Raw genomic sequence first — 17,852 nt, 5'->3', positions numbered from 1 at the left:
GATGATCACGCTGTTCACGTTTGGTCCCGCGTTCGGCCTGCCCGACGCCAGCCCGTTCGTCATCAAGGCCGAGATGCTGCTGAAGCTGGCCGGATTGCCATACCAGACCCGGCGCGGCAACGTGCGCCGGGCGCCCAAGGGCAAGCTGCCGTACCTGGACGACATGGGCCGGCAGGTTGCCGATTCGACGTTGATCCGCTGGCATCTCGAGAAGACCTACCACGTGGATTTCGACGAAGGCCTGACGCCGGCCGAGCGCGGCGCGGCCTGGGCGGTGGAAAAACTGCTCGAGGACAATCTCTACTGGGCCGTGGCACGCGTGCGCTGGCTGGAAGGCGACAATTTCGAGCGCGGGCCGGCGCAGTTCTTCAACGTGGTGCCTGGGCCGCTGCGCGGCATGGTCAAGGCGCTGGTCAAGCGCCGTGTGCGCCAGATGCTGTGGTCGCAAGGCCTGGGGCGCCATAGCCTGGACGACATGACCGCCATCGCGGTGCAGGGCGTGCAGGCCGTGGCCGACATCCTGGGCAACAAGCCGTACCTGATGGGTGATCGGCCATGCGGCGCCGACGCCACCTTGTTCGCGTTCGCGGCCAGCCTGCAATCGCCGGTGTTCGAGACGCCGATCCGGGCGGCCGCGCAATCGCACGCCAACCTGCAGGCCTACCTGGTGCGCATGCGGGCGCAGTTTTATCCCGATTTCGTGGGCGGCGGCGTGTTTGCGCCCGATTTCGGCAAGCCGGCTGCCGGCATTGGCACACCCGAGACGGCTGGCGCCTGAGCCGGCGCCGGGGCCAGCTTCCGGCCGCCGACGCGTCTGTCCGGGCGCTAATGGCCTTACAATGTAGCCCGTCCCCCAATTCCTGCGCATTTCAATCATGTCTGGCAATACCCTCGGCCTGCTTTTCACAGTCACCACGTTCGGCGAATCGCACGGCCCGGCCATTGGCGCGGTTGTGGATGGCTGCCCGCCGGGCATGTCGCTGACCGAAGCCGATATCCAGATCGACCTGGATCGCCGCAAGCCCGGCACGTCGCGCCATGTCACACAACGCCAGGAGCCGGACCAGGTTGAAATCCTGTCGGGGGTGTTCGAAGGCAAGACCACGGGTACGCCGATCTGCCTGCTGATCCGCAACACCGACCAGCGCAGCAAGGACTACGGCAATATCGTCGAGACCTTCCGTCCCGGCCATGCCGACTACACCTACTGGCACAAGTACGGCATCCGCGACTATCGCGGCGGTGGCCGTTCGTCGGCGCGCCTGACGGCGCCGGTGGTGGCCGCGGCGGCGATTGCCAGGAAGTGGCTGCGCGAGCAGTACGGCACCGAGATCCGTGGCTACATGTCGCAACTCGGCGAGATCGAAGTGCCGTTCACGGACTGGAAGCATGTGCCGGAGAACCCGTTCTTCGCGCCGAACGCCGATATCGTGCCCGAGCTGGAAACCTATATGGATGCACTGCGCCGCGATGGCGATTCCGTCGGCGCGCGCATCGAGGTGGTGGCCAGTGGCGTGCCGGTGGGCCTGGGCGAGCCGTTGTTCGACAAGCTTGACGCCGATATCGCGCACGCGATGATGGGCATCAACGCGGTCAAGGGCGTGGAGATTGGCGCCGGCTTCGACAGCGTGGCCCAGCGCGGCACCGTGCATGGCGACGAACTGACGCCGGAAGGCTTCCGCACCAACAACTCGGGCGGGGTGCTGGGCGGTATCTCCACCGGGCAGGACGTGACGGTGTCGCTGGCGATCAAGCCGACGTCGAGCATCCGCACCGCGCGTGAATCGATCGACAAGGCAGGCCAGTCGGCCAGCGTCGAGACGTTCGGCCGCCATGACCCGTGCGTGGGCATCCGGGCCACGCCGATTGCCGAAGCAATGCTGGCGCTGGTGCTGATGGATCATGCGCTGCGCCACCGCGCCCAGTGCGGCGATGTGCGCGTGGATACGCCGCGCATCCCGGCGCAGGTCAAATCCTGAGTACCGCCTCATACCGGCCGGGGTCGATCGACCCGGCCACCTATCTCCGTTTCGGACTTTTCTACCTCGGCTACTACGGCTACGTTGGCGTCATCTCGCCCTATGTAAGCCTGTTCTTCGCCGATCGCGGCTTCTCGCCGGTACAGATCGGCGTGCTGATGGCCTGTTTCCAGCTAAGCCGCATCGTCGGCCCCTACCTCTGGGGCTGGCTGTCGGACGTCACCCATACGCGCGTGAAACTGCTGCGGCTGGCGGCCGTGGCGTCGCTGCTGGCGTTCCTGGCCGTGCCCGGCGTCCACAGCTATGGCGGCATGATGGCGATGATGATCGGGCTCAACCTGATTACCAGCGCCATGTCGCCACTGGGCGATGCGCTGACGATTTCCACGCTGCGGCGCCATGGCGCGTTCGACCATCGCTATGGCCGTGTGCGCATGTTCGGCTCGGTCGGCTTTATCGCGGCCGTGCTGCTGGGCGGCGCGCTGTTCGAGCACTTCGGCATGCCGGCCTTCCCGTGGCTGGCCAGCGCAATGCTGGCGCTGTTCGCCGTGGTGGTGTTCGGGCTGCGCGATGCCGAAGACGAGGGACCGCGCGTCAAGCCGCCACCGGCACTGCCGCTGCTGCGCAGGCCCGATGTGGCCTGGTTCCTGGCGTCGGCCTTCCTGATGATGTTCGCCCACGCGGCGCTCTACGTGTTCTATTCCCTGTACCTGGAGCAACTGGGCTATAGCAAGATCGCCATTGGCGTGATGTGGACCATCGGCGTGGTGGCCGAGATCGTGTTCTTCTTCTATCAGGGGCGGCTGTTCGGCGCGCTGGCGCTGCGCACGATCCTGGCGGGCACCTTCGTCCTGGCAGCGCTGCGCTTTGGCGTGACCGGGTATTTCGCCCAGTACGCCTGGCTGATGGCGGCCGTGCAGGTCCTGCACGCGGCCACCTTTGCCGCGCACCACAGCGCCAGCCTGAAACGGCTGCAGCGCTGGTTTGCCGGGCCGCTGCAAGGGCGCGGGCAGGCGCTCTATACGGGCATTTCCTACGGCCTTGGCGGCACGCTCGGCGGCCTGGTCATGGGGTGGACGTGGAAGACGCTGGCGCCGATGCACACGTTCGGGCTGGCGGCGCTGGCGGCGGCGCTGGGCGCCGGCTGCGCGGTGATGAGTTTTCGCGGGGAGGCCGGGCGGGCCTGAGGCTGTCCGTGTCGGCCCGACACGCCGTCAATATGCGCCCGCCTTGCCCATGCAATGGGAGAGGCGGGCTAATCATCAATTTGCCAGCAACCCCGCCACCTTCTCCGCAATCGCCAGCGACGACGTCAGCCCCGGCGATTCGATCCCGAACAGATTCACCAGCCCCGGTATGCCGTGCACCTGCGGGCCGTCGATGCGGAAATCGGCGGCTGTCTCGCCGGGGCCGCTGATCTTCGGGCGGATACCGGCGTAGCCCGGCTGCAGGGCGCCATCGGCCAGACCCGGCCAGTAGCGCCGCACCTCGTCGTAGAAGCTGTCGGCGTCGTGCGGCGGCACGCTGTATTCGATCTCGTCGATCCAGCGCACATTGGGGCCGAAGCGCGCCTGGCCGCCCAGGTCCAGCGTCAGGTGAACGCCAAGCCCGGCCGCCTCGGGCACGGGGTAGATCAGGCGCGAGAACGGCGCCCGGCCAGCCAGCGTGAAATAGCAGCCCTTGGCGTAGTACTGGCCGGGAATGTGCTCGGGCGGAATACCGTCGATACGGCGCGCCAGTTCGGGGGCGGTCAATCCGGCCGAGTTGACGACGGTACGCGCCAGCAGCGTCGTATCGCCATCTTCTCCAGCCACTTCCAGACGAATGCCATCGGGCGTAACGGCGCCGGATACCACCGGCGACTGCACGGCCAGCATCGCGCCGGCCTGTTCGGCATCGCCCAGCAGGGCGGTCATCAGGCCATGGCTGTCGATGATGCCGGTGGATGGCGACAGCAGGGCGGCATGACATTCGAGCTGGGGCTCCAGGGCGCGTGCCTCGTCGCGCGTCAGCAGACGCAGGTCGTGCACGCCATTGGCTTCGGCCTTGGCGCGAATGCCGGCCAGCGTGGCAACCTGGGCTTCGCTGGTGGCAACGATCAGCTTGCCGCAGCGCTGGTGCGTCACGTGGTGGCTGGCGCAATAGTCATAGAGCATGGCCTTGCCGCGCACGCACAGGTCGGCCTTGAGCGATCCGGCGGGATAGTAGATGCCGGCGTGGATGACTTCGCTGTTGCGCGCGCTGGTGATCGTGCCGAACGCGTTTTCGGCTTCCAGGATGATGACCTCGCGGCCCTGTTGCGCCAGTGCGCGTGCCACGGCCAGGCCTACCACGCCAGCGCCGATCACGACGCAATCCACGTTTTCCATCTGTCTGCTCCTGTCTTGTTCCAGTCTGTGCTGTTGTCGGGTGTTCAGTCGAGCCCCATCCGTTGCGCGGCGGCGCTCAGGTGGGCCGATGCGGCGGCGCGCGCCGCTTCGGGGTTGCCGGCGGCGATGGCGTCGACCAGCGCGGCATGTTCGGCATCGGCCGCCCGCGGTACGCCCTGGGCGGCGTGCAGCCGGGCGCTGTTTTCCCACGCATGCTGGCGGGCCACCAGCAGTTGCTGGCTGACGAAATCGGTCAGTCCCGTGAAACACGGGTTGTGTGCGGCCTGGGCGATGGCGTGATGAAACGCGATGTCCGCCGCGGCGGCACTGGGGAAATCCGCAGCATGGCGCTGCATGCTGGCGAGGGCGTCGCGAATCTGTTGCAGATCGGCTTCGGTGCGACGCAGCGCCGCCATTTCGGCGCAGGCGGTTTCCACCACGCGCCGCAGTTCGAAAAGCTGGGCCAGGGTCGGGCCGCCGTCGGGCGTGCTGGCTACGCGCCAGACCTGGCCGCCCGGCGTCTCAGACACATAGGCGCCGGAACCCTTGCGCGTGACCAGCACGCCGTCCGCCTTCAGCAGGGCGATGGCCTCGCGCACGATGGGGCGGCTGACGTCGAACGTTTCGGCCAGTGCCGCCTCGGCCGGCAGGCGCGCCCCGGCGGCAAAGCGTCCGGCGGCGATATCGTCGCGCAAGGTCTGGGCGATGCGGCTGGCAAGGGAAGCGGGGCGGGACAGGCGATCCATTGTGATCCGGCATGCTGTCAGGCTGTCTGACAGCTTTTCGTAGAACGCTGATTCTGCAAGGTCGATTGATGGCCGTCAAGCATCTCTTGATACCGCGATGGCGGAATGGCGGCGACGCCACAAGGGTTTGTCCCGAATGTGCACGCTACCAAGGTGGGGTCAAGGTTCTGTCACATTGGTCGATAGCAGACGCATCAGGTTGGTGTGTCCGTCATTGGTCAGGGCAGGCAGCCATCCATCTCGATTTCTTGCGCTGGCGCGGCGTGCGTCGGCGCGCGGGGAGTCCTCGACGCCATGATTCCGCTTACGCCGCAAGACCTGCCCGTCGGGCAGCCGCTTCCCTGGTCCCTGCTGGACGGACAGGGCAACCTGATGCTTGGCAGTGGCAGCATCATTCCCGATGCGCGCGATCTGGCGCTGATGTTCCGGCACGGCACCGTCTGCCGGCCTGACGACATGCCGGAGCCCGGCAACGAGCCCGATGCCCTGGCCGGCTCGCGCCTCAGCGCCGGGCCGCTGGGCCTGCAGGTGGGCACATTGCTGCACGTGAAGACGCCGGGCGACCAGTCGCGTGCCGCAGCAAGCCGCCTGATCGGCTTTATCGAACAGGGGCTGTTTGTGACGTGGCCAACGCTGGGCGGGCGCGAACTGGCCGTGCATGCCGGCGAAAACCTGCTGCTGCGGGGGTTCTCGGGCCACGCCATCCACAGCTTCACGTCGACCGTAACGGCCGTGTGCCGCAGCCCGTTCCGATACCTGGTGCTGTCGGCGCCGGCGCAGACCGAGCAGATGCCGGTGCGCCGTGCCGCGCGTGTGCCAACGCGCCTGGCAGCCTATCTGATCGATGCGGATGGCGCGGGTGCCGACGCTGACGAGGGCGGCCATGACAGCAATGGCGAAATCGGTGGCGATGGCGCCAGCCAGACCGTCACCGATCTGACCGTCGACCGGCGTGTGGGCGAGGGCCTGGCGCGGCTGGGGCTGCTGTCCGACCTCAGCACTGGCGGCGCGCTGGTGCAGACGTCATCGCCCGCGCCCGCAGTGGGGCAGAAGGTGCAGCTTCGCTTCCAGTTGCGCACTGGGGCGCTCGATGCCGAAGTCATGATCGACGCCACGGTACGCAGCGCGCCGGGGCAGGATGATGAGGAATTCCCCGCCTTTGGCGTGGCGTTCGACGCGCTGGGCGAGCGCGAACTGACGCTGCTGCAGTGCTTTATCTACGAGCAGCTTCTGGCGACCACCTGCATGCCGGTCTGACGCCGGCATCTGCTTCTGTCTCTGTTGCGGCTTCTGCCTCGATAGCCGGCAACGCGGCGATGCGCGTACAGACCATGGCATTCCCGGTGCCATGGTTGTCATCGTGGCAGCGCTGACGCGCGCCTTTGTACCAGACTGTTCCAGGTGATATCGCCGTTGCGCCGCGTCAATCGTTAATATCCCTCGAAAGCATACGGTTATGGGCATCCCGACGGATTGCTCAACGAGGTCACCGTATGACAACGAGAAAAAGGTCCCTGGCAATCGGCGCCATCGTCGCGCTGGTTAGTGTCGTCGCATTCCTGCTGCTGACGGCACCCAGCACCTGGCGACTACTGCACGCTTCGCGCGATTTGCCAGACGCGTCGACGCCCGACCTGAAGAACGGAAGGACGCAGTTCATCGCGGGAGACTGCGCAACGTGCCACGCATCGGTTGGCAAGGGCGACGAAACCCTGCTCGGCGGCGGGCGCTCGCTCGACACCGCGTTCGGCGTGTTCCACATGCCCAATATCTCGTCCCACCCGAACGACGGCATCGGCGGCTGGACGATCGAGCAGTTCATCATGGCGATGCGCGAGGGCGTGATTCCGGGCAAGGGCAACGCCTATCCGTCCTTTCCTTACACGTCGTACCAGCGCATGACGGCCAATGATCTGCGCGACCTGTTTGCATATATGCAGACGCTGCCGCCAGTGGCAGGCAAGGTACCCGATCACGATCTGAAATTCCCGTTCTCCGTGCGCCGTGGCGTAGGACTGTGGCGGCTGGCCTTCCTGGACGGCAAGCCATTGACCGACGACCTGGCGAAGGGCGAACAGTGGAACCGCGGCCGCTACCTGGTGGAAAGCTCGGCGCACTGCGTGGAATGCCATTCGCCGCGCAACGTCATGGGCGCCATCCCGTTCGCCAGGCGCTTCTCGGGCGGCCCGAATCCGGAAGGCACCGGCCATATCCCCAACATCACGCAGGACGAGACTGGCATCGGCTACTGGTCGGTCAATGACATCGCGCGATATCTGGAAGAGGGCGTCAATCCTATCGGCATCAAGGCCGGTGGCGACATGAAGGAAGTCATCGTGAATACCGCGCGCCTGTCGGAGTCCGACCGGCTGGCGATGGCCGTCTACCTGAAGTCGCTGCCCGGTGTGGAAGCGCCCAATGCTGGCGCACCCCGGCCCAACCGCACCGAGGAAGTGGTACTGCTGCCCGCAGGCCAGACGCATGCAGGGCCATCCCGATTGGCGTCTCTGGCGTCGCCGGCTGACACGCTGGCGGCCGAGGATGCGTTGTACGTGGTGTCCCCGACCCCATTCACGCTGGAGGCGGGCGGCACGGGCGAGGACGGCAAGCTGCTCGGCGCCACCCGGCTGGCCGTGCTGAGGCGCGAAGCGGAGCGCTTGCAGGTGCGCGTGGAGGGCTGGCAGCAGGATGGCTCCGACAGCGCGATGTATGCGCTCAGGGGGCAACGCATCATGCTGGCCGTGCTGTCGCCCGAGGCAATTGCCAAGGTAGAGCGTGTCAGGACGGAGCGCGACGAAGAGACCGGGCAGGATTGGCACGAAGGCCGTCTGACGGTCTGGATTCCTGCCGCTGGCCTGTCGGCCGACCTGTCACAACTCTGGAAACACAGCGACGAGACATATCGCCAATCGTGCGCGAGCTGCCACGCGTTGCCGCACACCGATGAGTACCTGGCGAACCAGTGGATCGGCACGCTTGGGGCGATGAAGCGCTATACATCGCTTGACGATGCCGAGTACCGGCTGATGCTGTCCTGGCTGCAGAACCACTCCAAGGACGTGGGCGGCGGCGCGCACGGCAAACCGCACGGTGGTGCCGAATGACCAATGCGCATGTACTGGCCCGCGCCCAGCGCGAGCTATGCGGGCTGGCGATCGACCGCGTGGCCGGCTGGCTGGCTGCGCCTCCGGCCGAGCATGTCGTCGCGCAGCTGCAGTCGGCCAACGGGCAGGCAATGCTTGCCGCGCTTGCCGAGGAATTCGACTGCGCAGCGCAGGTGCAGGCGCTGTGCGCGGCGTTGGCCGGGGCATCGCCTGCCACGGTGGCACTCGACATTGCCGTGTCCTGGACCCGGCTGTTCGAGGGCGTGACGGGCGCGCCGGCCGTGTCCCCTTACGAGAGCGCCTATGCGAACGAGCCCGCGACGCCGAATGCCCGGCCGTTTGGCAAGGCGGTCGATGAGATGAACGATCTGCTGGTGCGCTTTGACATGTCGCTGGTGCACCCGGGCGAGCCCTCGGACCACGTTGCGGTGGAACTCGCCCTGTATGCGCATCTGCTGCGCCGCGGCGACAGGGAGGGCATGGCACTGATGCGCGGGCATCTCTACGCCTGGGTACCAGCGCTGATCGTGCGATGCCGCCAGATGGATCCCGGCGGCTTCTATGGCGCCAGCACCAGTCTGCTTGGCGTGCTGCTTGGGCACACGCCGGATCCCGCACCACAAGAATGGAGTCAACATGCCGAATGAATGGAAGAACCGCGAACTGAGCACGTCCCGTCGCCGTTTCATCAAAGGCGTACTCGCCACAGGCGCCCTGGGTTCCAGCCCTGCGTTGCTGGCCTCCGGCGCAGGCAAGCAGGCGCCTGCCGGCGTTTCCGAAGTGTTGACCGGCTCGCACTGGGGCGCCTTCTATGCGCGTGTCGAGAAAGGGCGGGTTACGGGTGTCCGCCCGTGGGAAAAGGACCCCAGGCCATCGCACCAGTTGCCGGGCGTGATCGACTCGATCTATTCGCCAACGCGCATTCGCTATCCGATGGTGCGGCGCGCCTGGCTGGAGAAAGGACCAGGCGCCGATCGCGCCGGCCGCGGCAAGGGCGACTTCGTGCGCGTGAGTTGGGAGCGGGCGCTGGACCTGGTGGCGAAGGAACTTGATCGCGTGCGCCGCAAGCATGGTCCGACGTCCATTTTCGCGGGCTCGTATGGCTGGAAAAGCCCAGGCAAGCTGCACAACTGCCAGACCCTGCTGTCGCGGGCGATGACCGTCAATGGCGGCTTCGTGAGCCGCAGCGGTGACTATTCCACCGGTGCGGCGCAGGTCATCCTGCCCTATGTGGTGGGCTCGATCGACGTGTACGAGCAGCCCACCGTCTGGCCGGTGCTGGAAGCCCACACCGAACTGATGGTGTTCTGGGCCGCCGATCCCATGGTGACCAACCAGATCGGGTGGCAGGTGCCGGACCACGGCGCTTATCCGGGCATGGAGGCGCTCAGGAAGAAGGGTGTCAAGGTCATTTGCATCGATCCGGTACGCACGGAAACCTGCCAGTATTTCGATGCCGAATGGATCGCGCCGCGCCCGCATACGGATGTGGCCATGATGCTGGGCATCGCCCATACGCTGTATTCGGAAAATCTCCACGACGCAAAATTCCTGGCGCGCTACACCACTGGTTTTGATCGCTTTGTGCCGTATCTGACGGGCAAGTCCGATGGCGTGCCCAAGGATGCGGCCTGGGCCGAAGCCATTTGCGGAATTCCGGCGAACACGATTCGTGAGCTCGCTCGTCGCTTTGCGGCAAATCGTACGATGCTGGCGGCGGGGTGGTCGATCCAGCGACAGCATCATGGCGAGCAGTCGCACTGGATGCTGGTCACGCTCGCGTCGATGCTCGGACAGATCGGCCTGCCTGGTGGCGGCTACGGCTTTACCTATCATTACGCCAATGGCGGAAGCCCGACGGCAACCGGGCCAGTGCTGCCTGGCATCATCGGCGGGGCCAAGCCGCCGGCCGGATCGGAGTGGCTGGAGGCGGGCGGCACGGAGTCGATTCCGGTCTCGCGCATCGTCGACATGCTCGAAAATCCCGGCAAGCCGTACGACTTCAACGGCCGGCGCTCGAAGTATCCCGATATCAGGCTGGCCTATTGGGTCGGTGGCAATCCGTTCATGCATCACCAGGATCGCAACCGGATGCTCAAGGCGTGGCAGAAGCTGGACACGTTTATCGTTCACGACTTTCAGTGGACGGCCACGGCGCGGCATGCTGACATCGTTCTGCCTTGCACCACCAGCTACGAGCGCAACGATATCGAGGGAATTGGCGATTATGCGATGAGCCATATCCTTGCCATGCGCAAGGTGGTGGATCCCGTCTTCGAGGCTCGCAATGACTACGATATCTTCGCCGACATCTGCGAGCGGATGGGTACCCGCAAGGCCTTTACCGAAGGCCGCGACGAAATGGGCTGGATCCGTTCGTTCTACGAGGCAGGACGTGTGCAGGCCCGGGGCAAGCGCCTGGAGATGCCAGTGTTCGATGTGTTCTGGAACAGCAACAAGCCGCTGGCATTCCCGATCAGCGACGAGGCCAGGGGCTTTATCCGGCACAAGGCGTTTCGCGATGATCCGCTGCTCAATGCGCTGGGCACGGCGTCGGGCCGAATCGAGATCTATTCGGCGAACATCGCGCGGATGAAGTACGACGATTGCCCGCCGCATCCGACCTGGATGGAGCCAATCGAGTGGTTGGGCGGGCCGGGGGCGAAGTACCCGCTGCATATTGTCAGCAGCCATCCGAAGGACCGGCTGCATTCGCAGCTATGCGGCACCGTACTGCGCAAGCACTATGCGATCCAGGGCCGCGAGCCATGCCTGATGCATCCGGACGACGCCAGGGCGCGCGGCATTGCCGACGGCGATATCGTTCGTGTTTTCAATGACCGGGGTCAGATCCTGGCGGGTGTGAGGCTGACGGCCGATATCCGGCAAGGTGCCATCCGTATCTGCGAAGGCGGCTGGTACGACCCGGTCGAAGGCGGCCAGCCGGGGTCGCTGTGCCGGTATGGCGATGTCAACAACCTGACGACCGGAATCGGCACGTCGAAGCTTGCGCAGGGCAACTGCGGCCATACGGGGATGGTGCAGGTGGAGAGATTCCGGGGCAAGGCGCCGGACGTGGATGTGTTCCACGCACCGCGCGGCGCGGATGCGTGACGCCACTGCGCATCTTGCCCGGTCTGCGTAGACGCCAAAGAAAAACGCCGGCCACTGGCCGGCGTTCCGGGTGCTGCGCCAGGCGCGGCTTACATGCCCACGTAGTTCGGGCCGCCGCCGCCTTCCGGCGTGACCCACACGATGTTCTGCGTCGGGTCCTTGATGTCGCACGTCTTGCAGTGTACGCAGTTCTGCGCGTTGATCTGCAGGCGCTCCTTGCCGTCGTCGTTCTGCACGAATTCGTACACGCCGGCCGGGCAGTAGCGCGACTCGGGGCCGGCAAACTTTTCCCAGTTGACGTTGACCGGCACGCTGGCGTCCTTGAGCGTCAGGTGCGCGGGCTGGTTCTCTTCGTGGTTGGTGTTGCTGATGAACACCGACGACAGGCGGTCGAACGTGAGCTTGCCATCCGGCTTCGGGTACTCGATCTTCTGGCACTCGGCGGCCGGCTTCAGGTACACGTGGTCCGGCTTGGTGCGGTGAATGGTCCAGGGCGGGTTGCGGATGCCCAGCTTCGGCAGCAGCCACTGCTCGATGCCGGTCATCAGCGTGGCCGTGGTGCGGCCCTTCTTGAACCATTGCTTGAAGTTCTTGGCCTGCAGCAGTTCCTTGTGCAGCCAGCTTTGTTCGAACGCGGCCGGGTAGGCGGTCAGTTCGTCGTGCTGGCGTCCAGCCTGCAGCGCGTCATAGGCGGCTTCGGCGGCCATCATGCCGGTCTTGATCGCGGCGTGGCTGCCCTTGATGCGCGAGGCATTCAGGTAACCGGCATCGCAGCCGACCAGCGCGCCGCCCGGGAATACGGTCTTCGGCAGCGACAGCAGGCCGCCAGCCGTAATGGCGCGGGCGCCGTAGCCAATGCGCTTGCCGCCTTCGAAATACTGGCGGATTTCCGGGTGCGTCTTGAAGCGCTGGAATTCCTCGAACGGCGACAGCCACGGGTTGGTGTAGTCCAGGCCCACCACGAAGCCGACGGCGACCTTGCCGTCTTCCATGTGATAGAGGAACGAACCGCCGTAGGTGGCCGGGTCCAGCGGCCAGCCGGCCGTGTGCACCACCAGGCCGGGCTTGTGCTTGGCCGGGTCGATTTCCCAGAGTTCCTTCAGGCCGATACCGTAGCTCTGCGGGTCCTTCCCGGCATCGAGCTGGTATTTGGCGATGATCTGCTTGCCCAGGTGTCCGCGCGCGCCTTCGGCGAAGATCGTGTACTTGGCATGCAGTTCCATGCCGAGCTGGAAGTTCTCGGTGGGCTCGCCTTCCTTGTTGATGCCCATGTTGCCGGTGGCAACGCCCTTCACGGAGCCGTCGTCGTTGTAGAGCACCTCGGCAGCCGGGAAACCCGGGAAGATCTCCACGCCCAGCGCTTCGGCCTGCTGGCCCAGCCAGCGCACGAAGTTCGACAGGCTGACGATGTAGTTGCCTTCGTTATGGAAGCACTCGGGCAGCAGCGGGGCACCCTTGGAGCCGGCTTCGTCGAGGAACAGGAATTTGTCTTCGGTGACGGGCTGGTTCAGCGGGGCGCCCAGTTCCTTCCAGTTCGGGATCAGCTCGTTCAGCGCGATCGGGTCCATGATGGCGCCCGACAGGATATGCGCGCCGGGCTCGGAGCCCTTTTCCAGCACGCACACATTGACGTCGCCGCCTTTTTCCGTGGCAAGCTGCTTCAGGCGGATGGCGGTGGCCAGGCCGGCGGGACCGCCGCCGACGATGACCACGTCATACTCCATGGCTTCGCGCGGGCCGAACTGCTCGACGAGCTGTTGCTGATCCATTGTCTCTAACCCTCAGTTTCTTCTGGGCGGCAATACTGCCGCATGTTGCAGCCCTCTCCAGGCGTGCGGATTGTGGGATGCGGTAATCGTGGCTCTGCGGAACCGGGGACCGTGCGGGGTGCGAGGCGGGTTCGACGTGTGGCGGCACGCGCGAGCCCGGTGCGGGCGCGGCGCGGCATGCGCGCTGACCAGGCCGTCGGCGGGTTACCGGGCCGGATCTAGGCGTTTTTCCTCTTTCCCTTTGGGGACCAAGTTCTTAGAATCTTCGGCATTGTCCGGGACTCGACACCCTCAGGCAAGACATTTTTTTGAACGACCGTTCTTTTTTTTGATAAGCTGCGGCCGCACATCGGCAGGTGCCTTTCCCGGCGCCCGCGATGCGGAACAGCCGGCCGGGCCGGCCGGCGCGGTTGCTCCCACACCGAGGTAACTATGGGTTTGTCGATCAATCTGGAAGGCAAGGTCGCGCTGGTGACCGGGGCGTCGAGCGGACTGGGCACGCGGTTTTCCCACGTTCTGGCGGCCGCCGGCGCCAAGGTCATCCTGGCCTCGCGCCGCGTGGAGCGACTCAAGGAGTTGCGGGCCGCAATCGAGGCCGATGGCGGCAGCGCCCACGTGGTGCGGCTGGACGTGACCGACCCCGACAGCATCCGCGCCGCCGTGGCGCATGCCGAGACCGAGGCCGGTTCCATCGACATCCTGGTGAACAACTCGGGTGTGTCCACCACGCAGAAGCTCACCGACGTCACGGCCGACGACTTCGATTTCGTTTTCGATACCAATACCCGCGGCGCGTTCTTCGTGGCCCAGGAAGTGGCAAAGCGCATGATCGCGCGGGCCAAGGGCGCCGAAAAAATGGGCAATCCGCTGCCCCAGGCGCGCATTGTCAATATTGCGTCGGTGGCCGGTCTCAAGGTACTGTCGCAGATTGGTGTCTACTGCATGAGCAAGGCCGCCGTGGTCCACATGACCAAGGCCATGGCCCTGGAGTGGGCGCGCCACGGTATCAACGTGAACGCGATCTGCCCCGGCTATATCGACACCGAAATCAACCACCACCACTGGGATACCGATGCGGGGCAGAAGCTGATCCAGATGCTGCCGCGCAAGCGCCTGGGCCAACCCGAAGACCTCGATGGCCTCTTGCTGCTGCTGGCGTCCGATGCATCGCGCTTTATCAACGGCGCGGTGGTCACTGCCGACGATGGCATGGTCTGACCGCCGACCCTTCGGGGAGGGGGCGGGCCGATAAAAGAATAAGCAACAGGAGAAACGCCCCGGACGGCCAGACGGCCAGGGGCGGCCCGGAACCGGAGGCCGGGTTTTGATGGCTCAAGAAGAACAGGCACGGCGCGACGCCGGGCCGCAGCATATCGTCGATTCGGTGATCGTTCCCGAAGCCGCCGACGAGGCACGCGACAGCGAATTCCGCATTTCACCGCGTATCGAGGACTGGATTGGCGTAATCGTGATGGTGTTGCTGGTGTCCATCACGTTTGCCAATGTGGTGGTCCGCTATTTCACCGACGAATCGTTTGCCTGGACCGAGGAATTCTCGGTCTTCCTGATGATCGTGCTGGCCCTGGTGGCCGGCAGCGCTGCCGTGGCGCGTGACCGCAATATCCGCATCGAGTACTTCTTCGACCGGGGCAGCGCGGCGCGGCAGAAGCGGCTGGCGATCCTGTCGGCCGTGGCCGTGGCGGTGATGTTCCTGGCGCTGGCGGTGCTGGGGGCGCGGATCACCTGGGATGAGTACACGTTCGGCGAGACTTCGCCAGGCATCGGCGTGCCCAGCTGGTGGTATTCGATCTGGCTGCCGGTGCTGTCGGCGGCCATCGCGCTGCGGGCGCTGGCCCTGGCGCTGCGCAATGTCCGCGCGCTGAAGGCGCTCCATGCCGCGAACCGGGACGGAGGCCAGCCGCAATGACACTGGTCGCCATTATCCTTTTCGTGGTGTTCATCGGCCTGATGCTGCTGGGCGTGCCGATCGGCGTGTCGCTGGGGCTGGGCGGTCTGGTGGCTATCGGCCTGTCGAACCTGGACACGCAGATGTTCGGCCTGCTGGCCGTGCCGCAGAACTTCTATGCCGGGCTTGCCAAATACCCGTTGCTGGCGATTCCGATGTTCGTGCTGGTCGGGTCGATTTTCGACCGCTCCGGCGTGGCACAGCGGCTGGTGACGTTTGCCATCGCCATCGTGGGACGCGGCCCGGGCATGCTGCCGCTGGTAGCCATCCTGGTGGCGATGTTCCTGGGCGGCATCTCGGGCTCCGGCCCCGCCAATGCGGCGGCCGTGGGCGGCGTGATGATCGCGGCGATGTCGCGTGCCGGCTATCCGGGGGCGTACAGCGCCGCGGTGGTGGGCGCCGCGGCGGCCACGGACATCCTGATCCCGCCGTCGGTGGCCTTCATCATCTATAGCGTGCTGGTGCCGGGTGCATCGGTGCCGGCGCTGTTCGCGGCGGGCATGATCCCGGGCATCCTGGCCGGTGTGGCGCTGATCGTGCCGGCCGTGTGGCTGGCGCGCAAGCACAACATGGGGCATATCGAGGCCGCGCTGCCGCGCCCGCCGTTCTGGAAGAGCCTGCGCGAAGCCGCTTGGGGCCTGGTGGCGCCGTTCCTGATCCTGGGAGGCATGCGCGCGGGCTGGTTCACGCCGACCGAGGCTGCCGTGGTGGCCGTGGTCTACGGGCTGTTCGTCGGCATGGTGATCTACCGCAGCATCGGCATGCGCGACCTGTTCACGATCTTCCAGGAGGCCGCGGAGACGTCGGCGGTAATCCTGCTGGTGGTGGCGCTGGCCGGCATCTTTGCCTACGCGCTGTCCACGCTTGGCGTGATCGACCCGCTGGCGAACGCCATCGCGCATTCGGGCCTGGGCGAGTACGGCGTGCTGGCGCTGATCGTGCTGCTGCTGATGACGGTGGGCATGTTCCTGGACGGCATCTCGATCTTCCTGATCTTCGTGCCGCTGCTGCTGCCCATTGCCAACGCGTTCCACTGGAACCCGGTCTGGTTTGGCGTGGTGCTGACGCTGAAGGTGGCGCTGGGCCAGTTCACGCCGCCGCTGGCCGTGAACCTGATGGTGTCGTGCCGAATCGCCCGCGTGCGCATGGAAGAAACCGTGCCCTGGGTGATCTGGATGCTGCTGGCGATGTTCATCGCCATGCTGATGGTGCTGGCCTATCCGCCGCTGGCTACCTGGCTGCCCGATTACCTGGGCTACTGATTTGAACGACAAGACGAAAATGAAACGAGGAGATTCCCGCATGAAACGCCGTGCCCTGATGCTGTCCGTTGCCGCCTCGATTGCCGCCGCTGCCTTTGCCGCGCCGTCCGCGATGGCCCAGACCTACAAGTCCGAATACAAGATGTCGCTGGTGCTTGGCCCTGCGTTCCCGTGGGGCAAGGGCGGCGAAATCTGGGCAGACCTGGTGCGCCAGCGTACCAACGGCCGCATCAACATCAAGCTGTATCCGGGCACGTCGCTGGTGGCCGGCGACCAGACGCGCGAGTTTTCGGCCATCCGCCAGGGCGTGATCGACATGGCGGTGGGCTCGACCATCAACTGGTCGCCGCAGGTCAAGGAACTGAACCTGTTCTCGCTGCCGTTCCTGATGCCCGACTACAAGGCGCTGGACGCGCTGACGCAGGGCGAAGTCGGCAAGTCGATCTTTGCCACGCTGGAAAAGTCCGGCGTGGTGCCGCTGGCCTGGGGCGAGAACGGCTTCCGCGAAGTGTCGAATTCGAAACATGAGATCCGCAAGCCCGAAGACCTCAAGGGCCTGAAGCTGCGCGTGGTGGGCTCGCCGCTGTACATCGAGACCTTCAACGCGCTGGGTGCCAACCCGACCCAGATGAGCTGGGCCGATGCGCAGCCGGCCATGGCCTCGGGCGCGGTGGACGGCCAGGAAAACCCGCAGAGCGTGTTCGCTGCCGCCAAGCTGTACACGGTCGGCCAGAAGTACGTGACGACCTGGGGCTATGTCGCCGATCCGCTGATCTTCGTGGTGAACAAGCAGATCTGGGAAAGCTGGACGCCGGCTGACCGCGAGATCGTCAAGCAGGCTGCCATCGACGCTGGCAAGCAGGAAATCGGGCTGGCCCGCAAGGGCCTGGTGGAGCCGGGCGCGCCGGCCTGGAAGGACATGGAGCAGCACGGCGTGAAGGTGGTCTCGCTGTCGCCGGCCGAGCACGACGCGTTCAAGAAGGCCACGGCCAAGGTCTACGACAAGTGGAAGAAGCAGATTGGCGCCGACCTGGTGACCAAGGCCGAAGCGTCGATCGCCAAGCGTTGATGAAGCACGTCTTCACCTGCGTCATGCCGATCCGGTGGGGTGACATGGACGCAATGGGCCATGTCAACAACACTGTGTACTTCCGCTACCTGGAGCAGGCGCGGATCGAGTGGTTCGAGTCGATCGGCCGCAATGGCCGGGACGGCAACGGCCACGGGCCCGTGCTGATCAACGCCCACATGACGTTCCTGAAGCAGCTGCGCTACCCCGGCGATATCGAATGCCGGGTGTACGCGGGCCAGCTCGGCAGGTCGAGCTTCGAGACGAAGATCGAGATCCGCCGTACCGACCTGCCCGATGTGGTCTGGGCCGAGGGCGGGGCCAAGGTGGTGTGGTGCGACTACGCGGTGGAGAAGAGCGTGCCGGTGCCGGATGCGATCCGGCGGCTGATCGAGGGGTAGCGGATGGCGTCAGGCGCGGCTGTCGGCTGTTCGACGGCCGCCGCCGCGCGCCACGCCCAGGTGCCAACAGAAG

At 65.7% G+C, this 17,852-nt stretch carries 15 protein-coding genes; 12 read left to right on the top strand and 3 right to left on the bottom strand.

All coding sequences use genetic code 11. The features are described from left to right. Position 1: 1 nt before the first annotated feature. The 3 genes from A9J21_RS19150 (at position 2) to A9J21_RS19140 (ending at position 3,166) form a co-directional block, all read left to right on the top strand. Complete coding sequence (locus A9J21_RS19150; RefSeq protein ID WP_066738593.1) at positions 2-778, top strand: glutathione S-transferase family protein; 777 nt, start codon at positions 2-4, stop codon at positions 776-778. Positions 779-875: 97 nt separating this feature from the next. Continuing rightward, positions 876-1,979 carry a chorismate synthase gene (gene aroC, locus A9J21_RS19145; protein WP_066738591.1) on the top strand — a complete coding sequence of 368 codons (1,104 nt, stop codon included), beginning with the start codon at positions 876-878 and terminating at the stop codon, positions 1,977-1,979. Continuing rightward, positions 1,925-3,166 carry an MFS transporter gene (locus tag A9J21_RS19140; RefSeq protein WP_404851394.1) on the top strand — a complete coding sequence of 414 codons (1,242 nt, stop codon included), beginning with the start codon at positions 1,925-1,927 and terminating at the stop codon, positions 3,164-3,166. Before aroC ends, A9J21_RS19140 begins: the two co-directional genes overlap by 55 nt. Positions 3,167-3,241: 75 nt before the next feature. On the opposite strand, the gene A9J21_RS19135 is transcribed toward A9J21_RS19140, so the two are convergent. Then, positions 3,242-4,348: an NAD(P)/FAD-dependent oxidoreductase gene (locus A9J21_RS19135; protein WP_066738589.1), complete on the bottom strand. Its 1,107-nt coding sequence runs from the start codon at positions 4,346-4,348 to the stop codon at positions 3,242-3,244. Positions 4,349-4,392: 44 nt separating this feature from the next. Beyond that, positions 4,393-5,094, bottom strand: coding sequence for a FadR/GntR family transcriptional regulator (locus tag A9J21_RS19130; RefSeq protein ID WP_066738587.1), 702 nt, complete (start codon positions 5,092-5,094; stop codon positions 4,393-4,395). Between the two features lie 294 nt (positions 5,095-5,388). Between A9J21_RS19130 and A9J21_RS19125 the strand changes: the two genes are divergently transcribed. The 4 genes from A9J21_RS19125 (at position 5,389) to torA (ending at position 11,312) form a co-directional block, all read left to right on the top strand. Next, positions 5,389-6,351 (top strand): flagellar brake protein, encoded by a 963-nt coding sequence (locus tag A9J21_RS19125; protein WP_066738585.1) that lies wholly within the window; start codon positions 5,389-5,391, stop codon positions 6,349-6,351. Between the two features lie 236 nt (positions 6,352-6,587). Continuing rightward, entirely contained in the window at positions 6,588-8,198 is a 1,611-nt protein-coding gene (locus tag A9J21_RS19120; RefSeq protein WP_066738583.1) for a c-type cytochrome, read from the top strand. Beyond that, positions 8,195-8,845 (top strand): molecular chaperone TorD family protein, encoded by a 651-nt coding sequence (locus A9J21_RS19115; protein ID WP_066738581.1) that lies wholly within the window; start codon positions 8,195-8,197, stop codon positions 8,843-8,845. The genes A9J21_RS19120 and A9J21_RS19115 overlap by 4 nt, the downstream gene beginning before the upstream one ends. After that, positions 8,835-11,312 (top strand): trimethylamine-N-oxide reductase TorA, encoded by a 2,478-nt coding sequence (gene torA / locus A9J21_RS19110; RefSeq protein WP_066738579.1) that lies wholly within the window; start codon positions 8,835-8,837, stop codon positions 11,310-11,312. Before A9J21_RS19115 ends, torA begins: the two co-directional genes overlap by 11 nt. An 89-nt stretch (positions 11,313-11,401) precedes the next feature. Here torA and A9J21_RS19105 read toward each other — a convergent pair whose 3' ends face one another. Further along, complete coding sequence (locus A9J21_RS19105; RefSeq protein WP_066738577.1) at positions 11,402-13,081, bottom strand: electron transfer flavoprotein-ubiquinone oxidoreductase; 1,680 nt, start codon at positions 13,079-13,081, stop codon at positions 11,402-11,404. A gap of 432 nt (positions 13,082-13,513) precedes the next feature. Here A9J21_RS19105 and A9J21_RS19100 point away from each other — a divergent pair, with 432 nt between their 5' ends. The 5 genes from A9J21_RS19100 to A9J21_RS19080 all read left to right on the top strand — a co-directional run bounded on the left by A9J21_RS19100 (position 13,514) and on the right by A9J21_RS19080 (position 17,779). After that, positions 13,514-14,299: an SDR family oxidoreductase gene (locus tag A9J21_RS19100; RefSeq protein WP_066738575.1), complete on the top strand. Its 786-nt coding sequence runs from the start codon at positions 13,514-13,516 to the stop codon at positions 14,297-14,299. A gap of 109 nt (positions 14,300-14,408) precedes the next feature. Next, complete coding sequence (locus A9J21_RS19095; protein WP_066738573.1) at positions 14,409-15,008, top strand: TRAP transporter small permease; 600 nt, start codon at positions 14,409-14,411, stop codon at positions 15,006-15,008. Further along, positions 15,005-16,309: a TRAP transporter large permease gene (locus A9J21_RS19090; RefSeq protein WP_197497527.1), complete on the top strand. Its 1,305-nt coding sequence runs from the start codon at positions 15,005-15,007 to the stop codon at positions 16,307-16,309. Before A9J21_RS19095 ends, A9J21_RS19090 begins: the two co-directional genes overlap by 4 nt. A gap of 40 nt (positions 16,310-16,349) precedes the next feature. Next, positions 16,350-17,378 carry a DctP family TRAP transporter solute-binding subunit gene (locus A9J21_RS19085; RefSeq protein ID WP_066738572.1) on the top strand — a complete coding sequence of 343 codons (1,029 nt, stop codon included), beginning with the start codon at positions 16,350-16,352 and terminating at the stop codon, positions 17,376-17,378. Then, positions 17,378-17,779 carry a thioesterase family protein gene (locus A9J21_RS19080; RefSeq protein ID WP_066738571.1) on the top strand — a complete coding sequence of 134 codons (402 nt, stop codon included), beginning with the start codon at positions 17,378-17,380 and terminating at the stop codon, positions 17,777-17,779. The genes A9J21_RS19085 and A9J21_RS19080 overlap by 1 nt, the downstream gene beginning before the upstream one ends. Positions 17,780-17,852 lie beyond the last annotated feature (73 nt).

The organism is Cupriavidus sp. D384 (genome assembly GCF_001652915.1).
In the GTDB taxonomy this organism is placed as follows: domain Bacteria; phylum Pseudomonadota; class Gammaproteobacteria; order Burkholderiales; family Burkholderiaceae; genus Cupriavidus.
The sequence above is the reverse complement of the archived record's forward strand: the minus strand, read 5'-3'. Positions and strand labels throughout refer to the sequence as shown.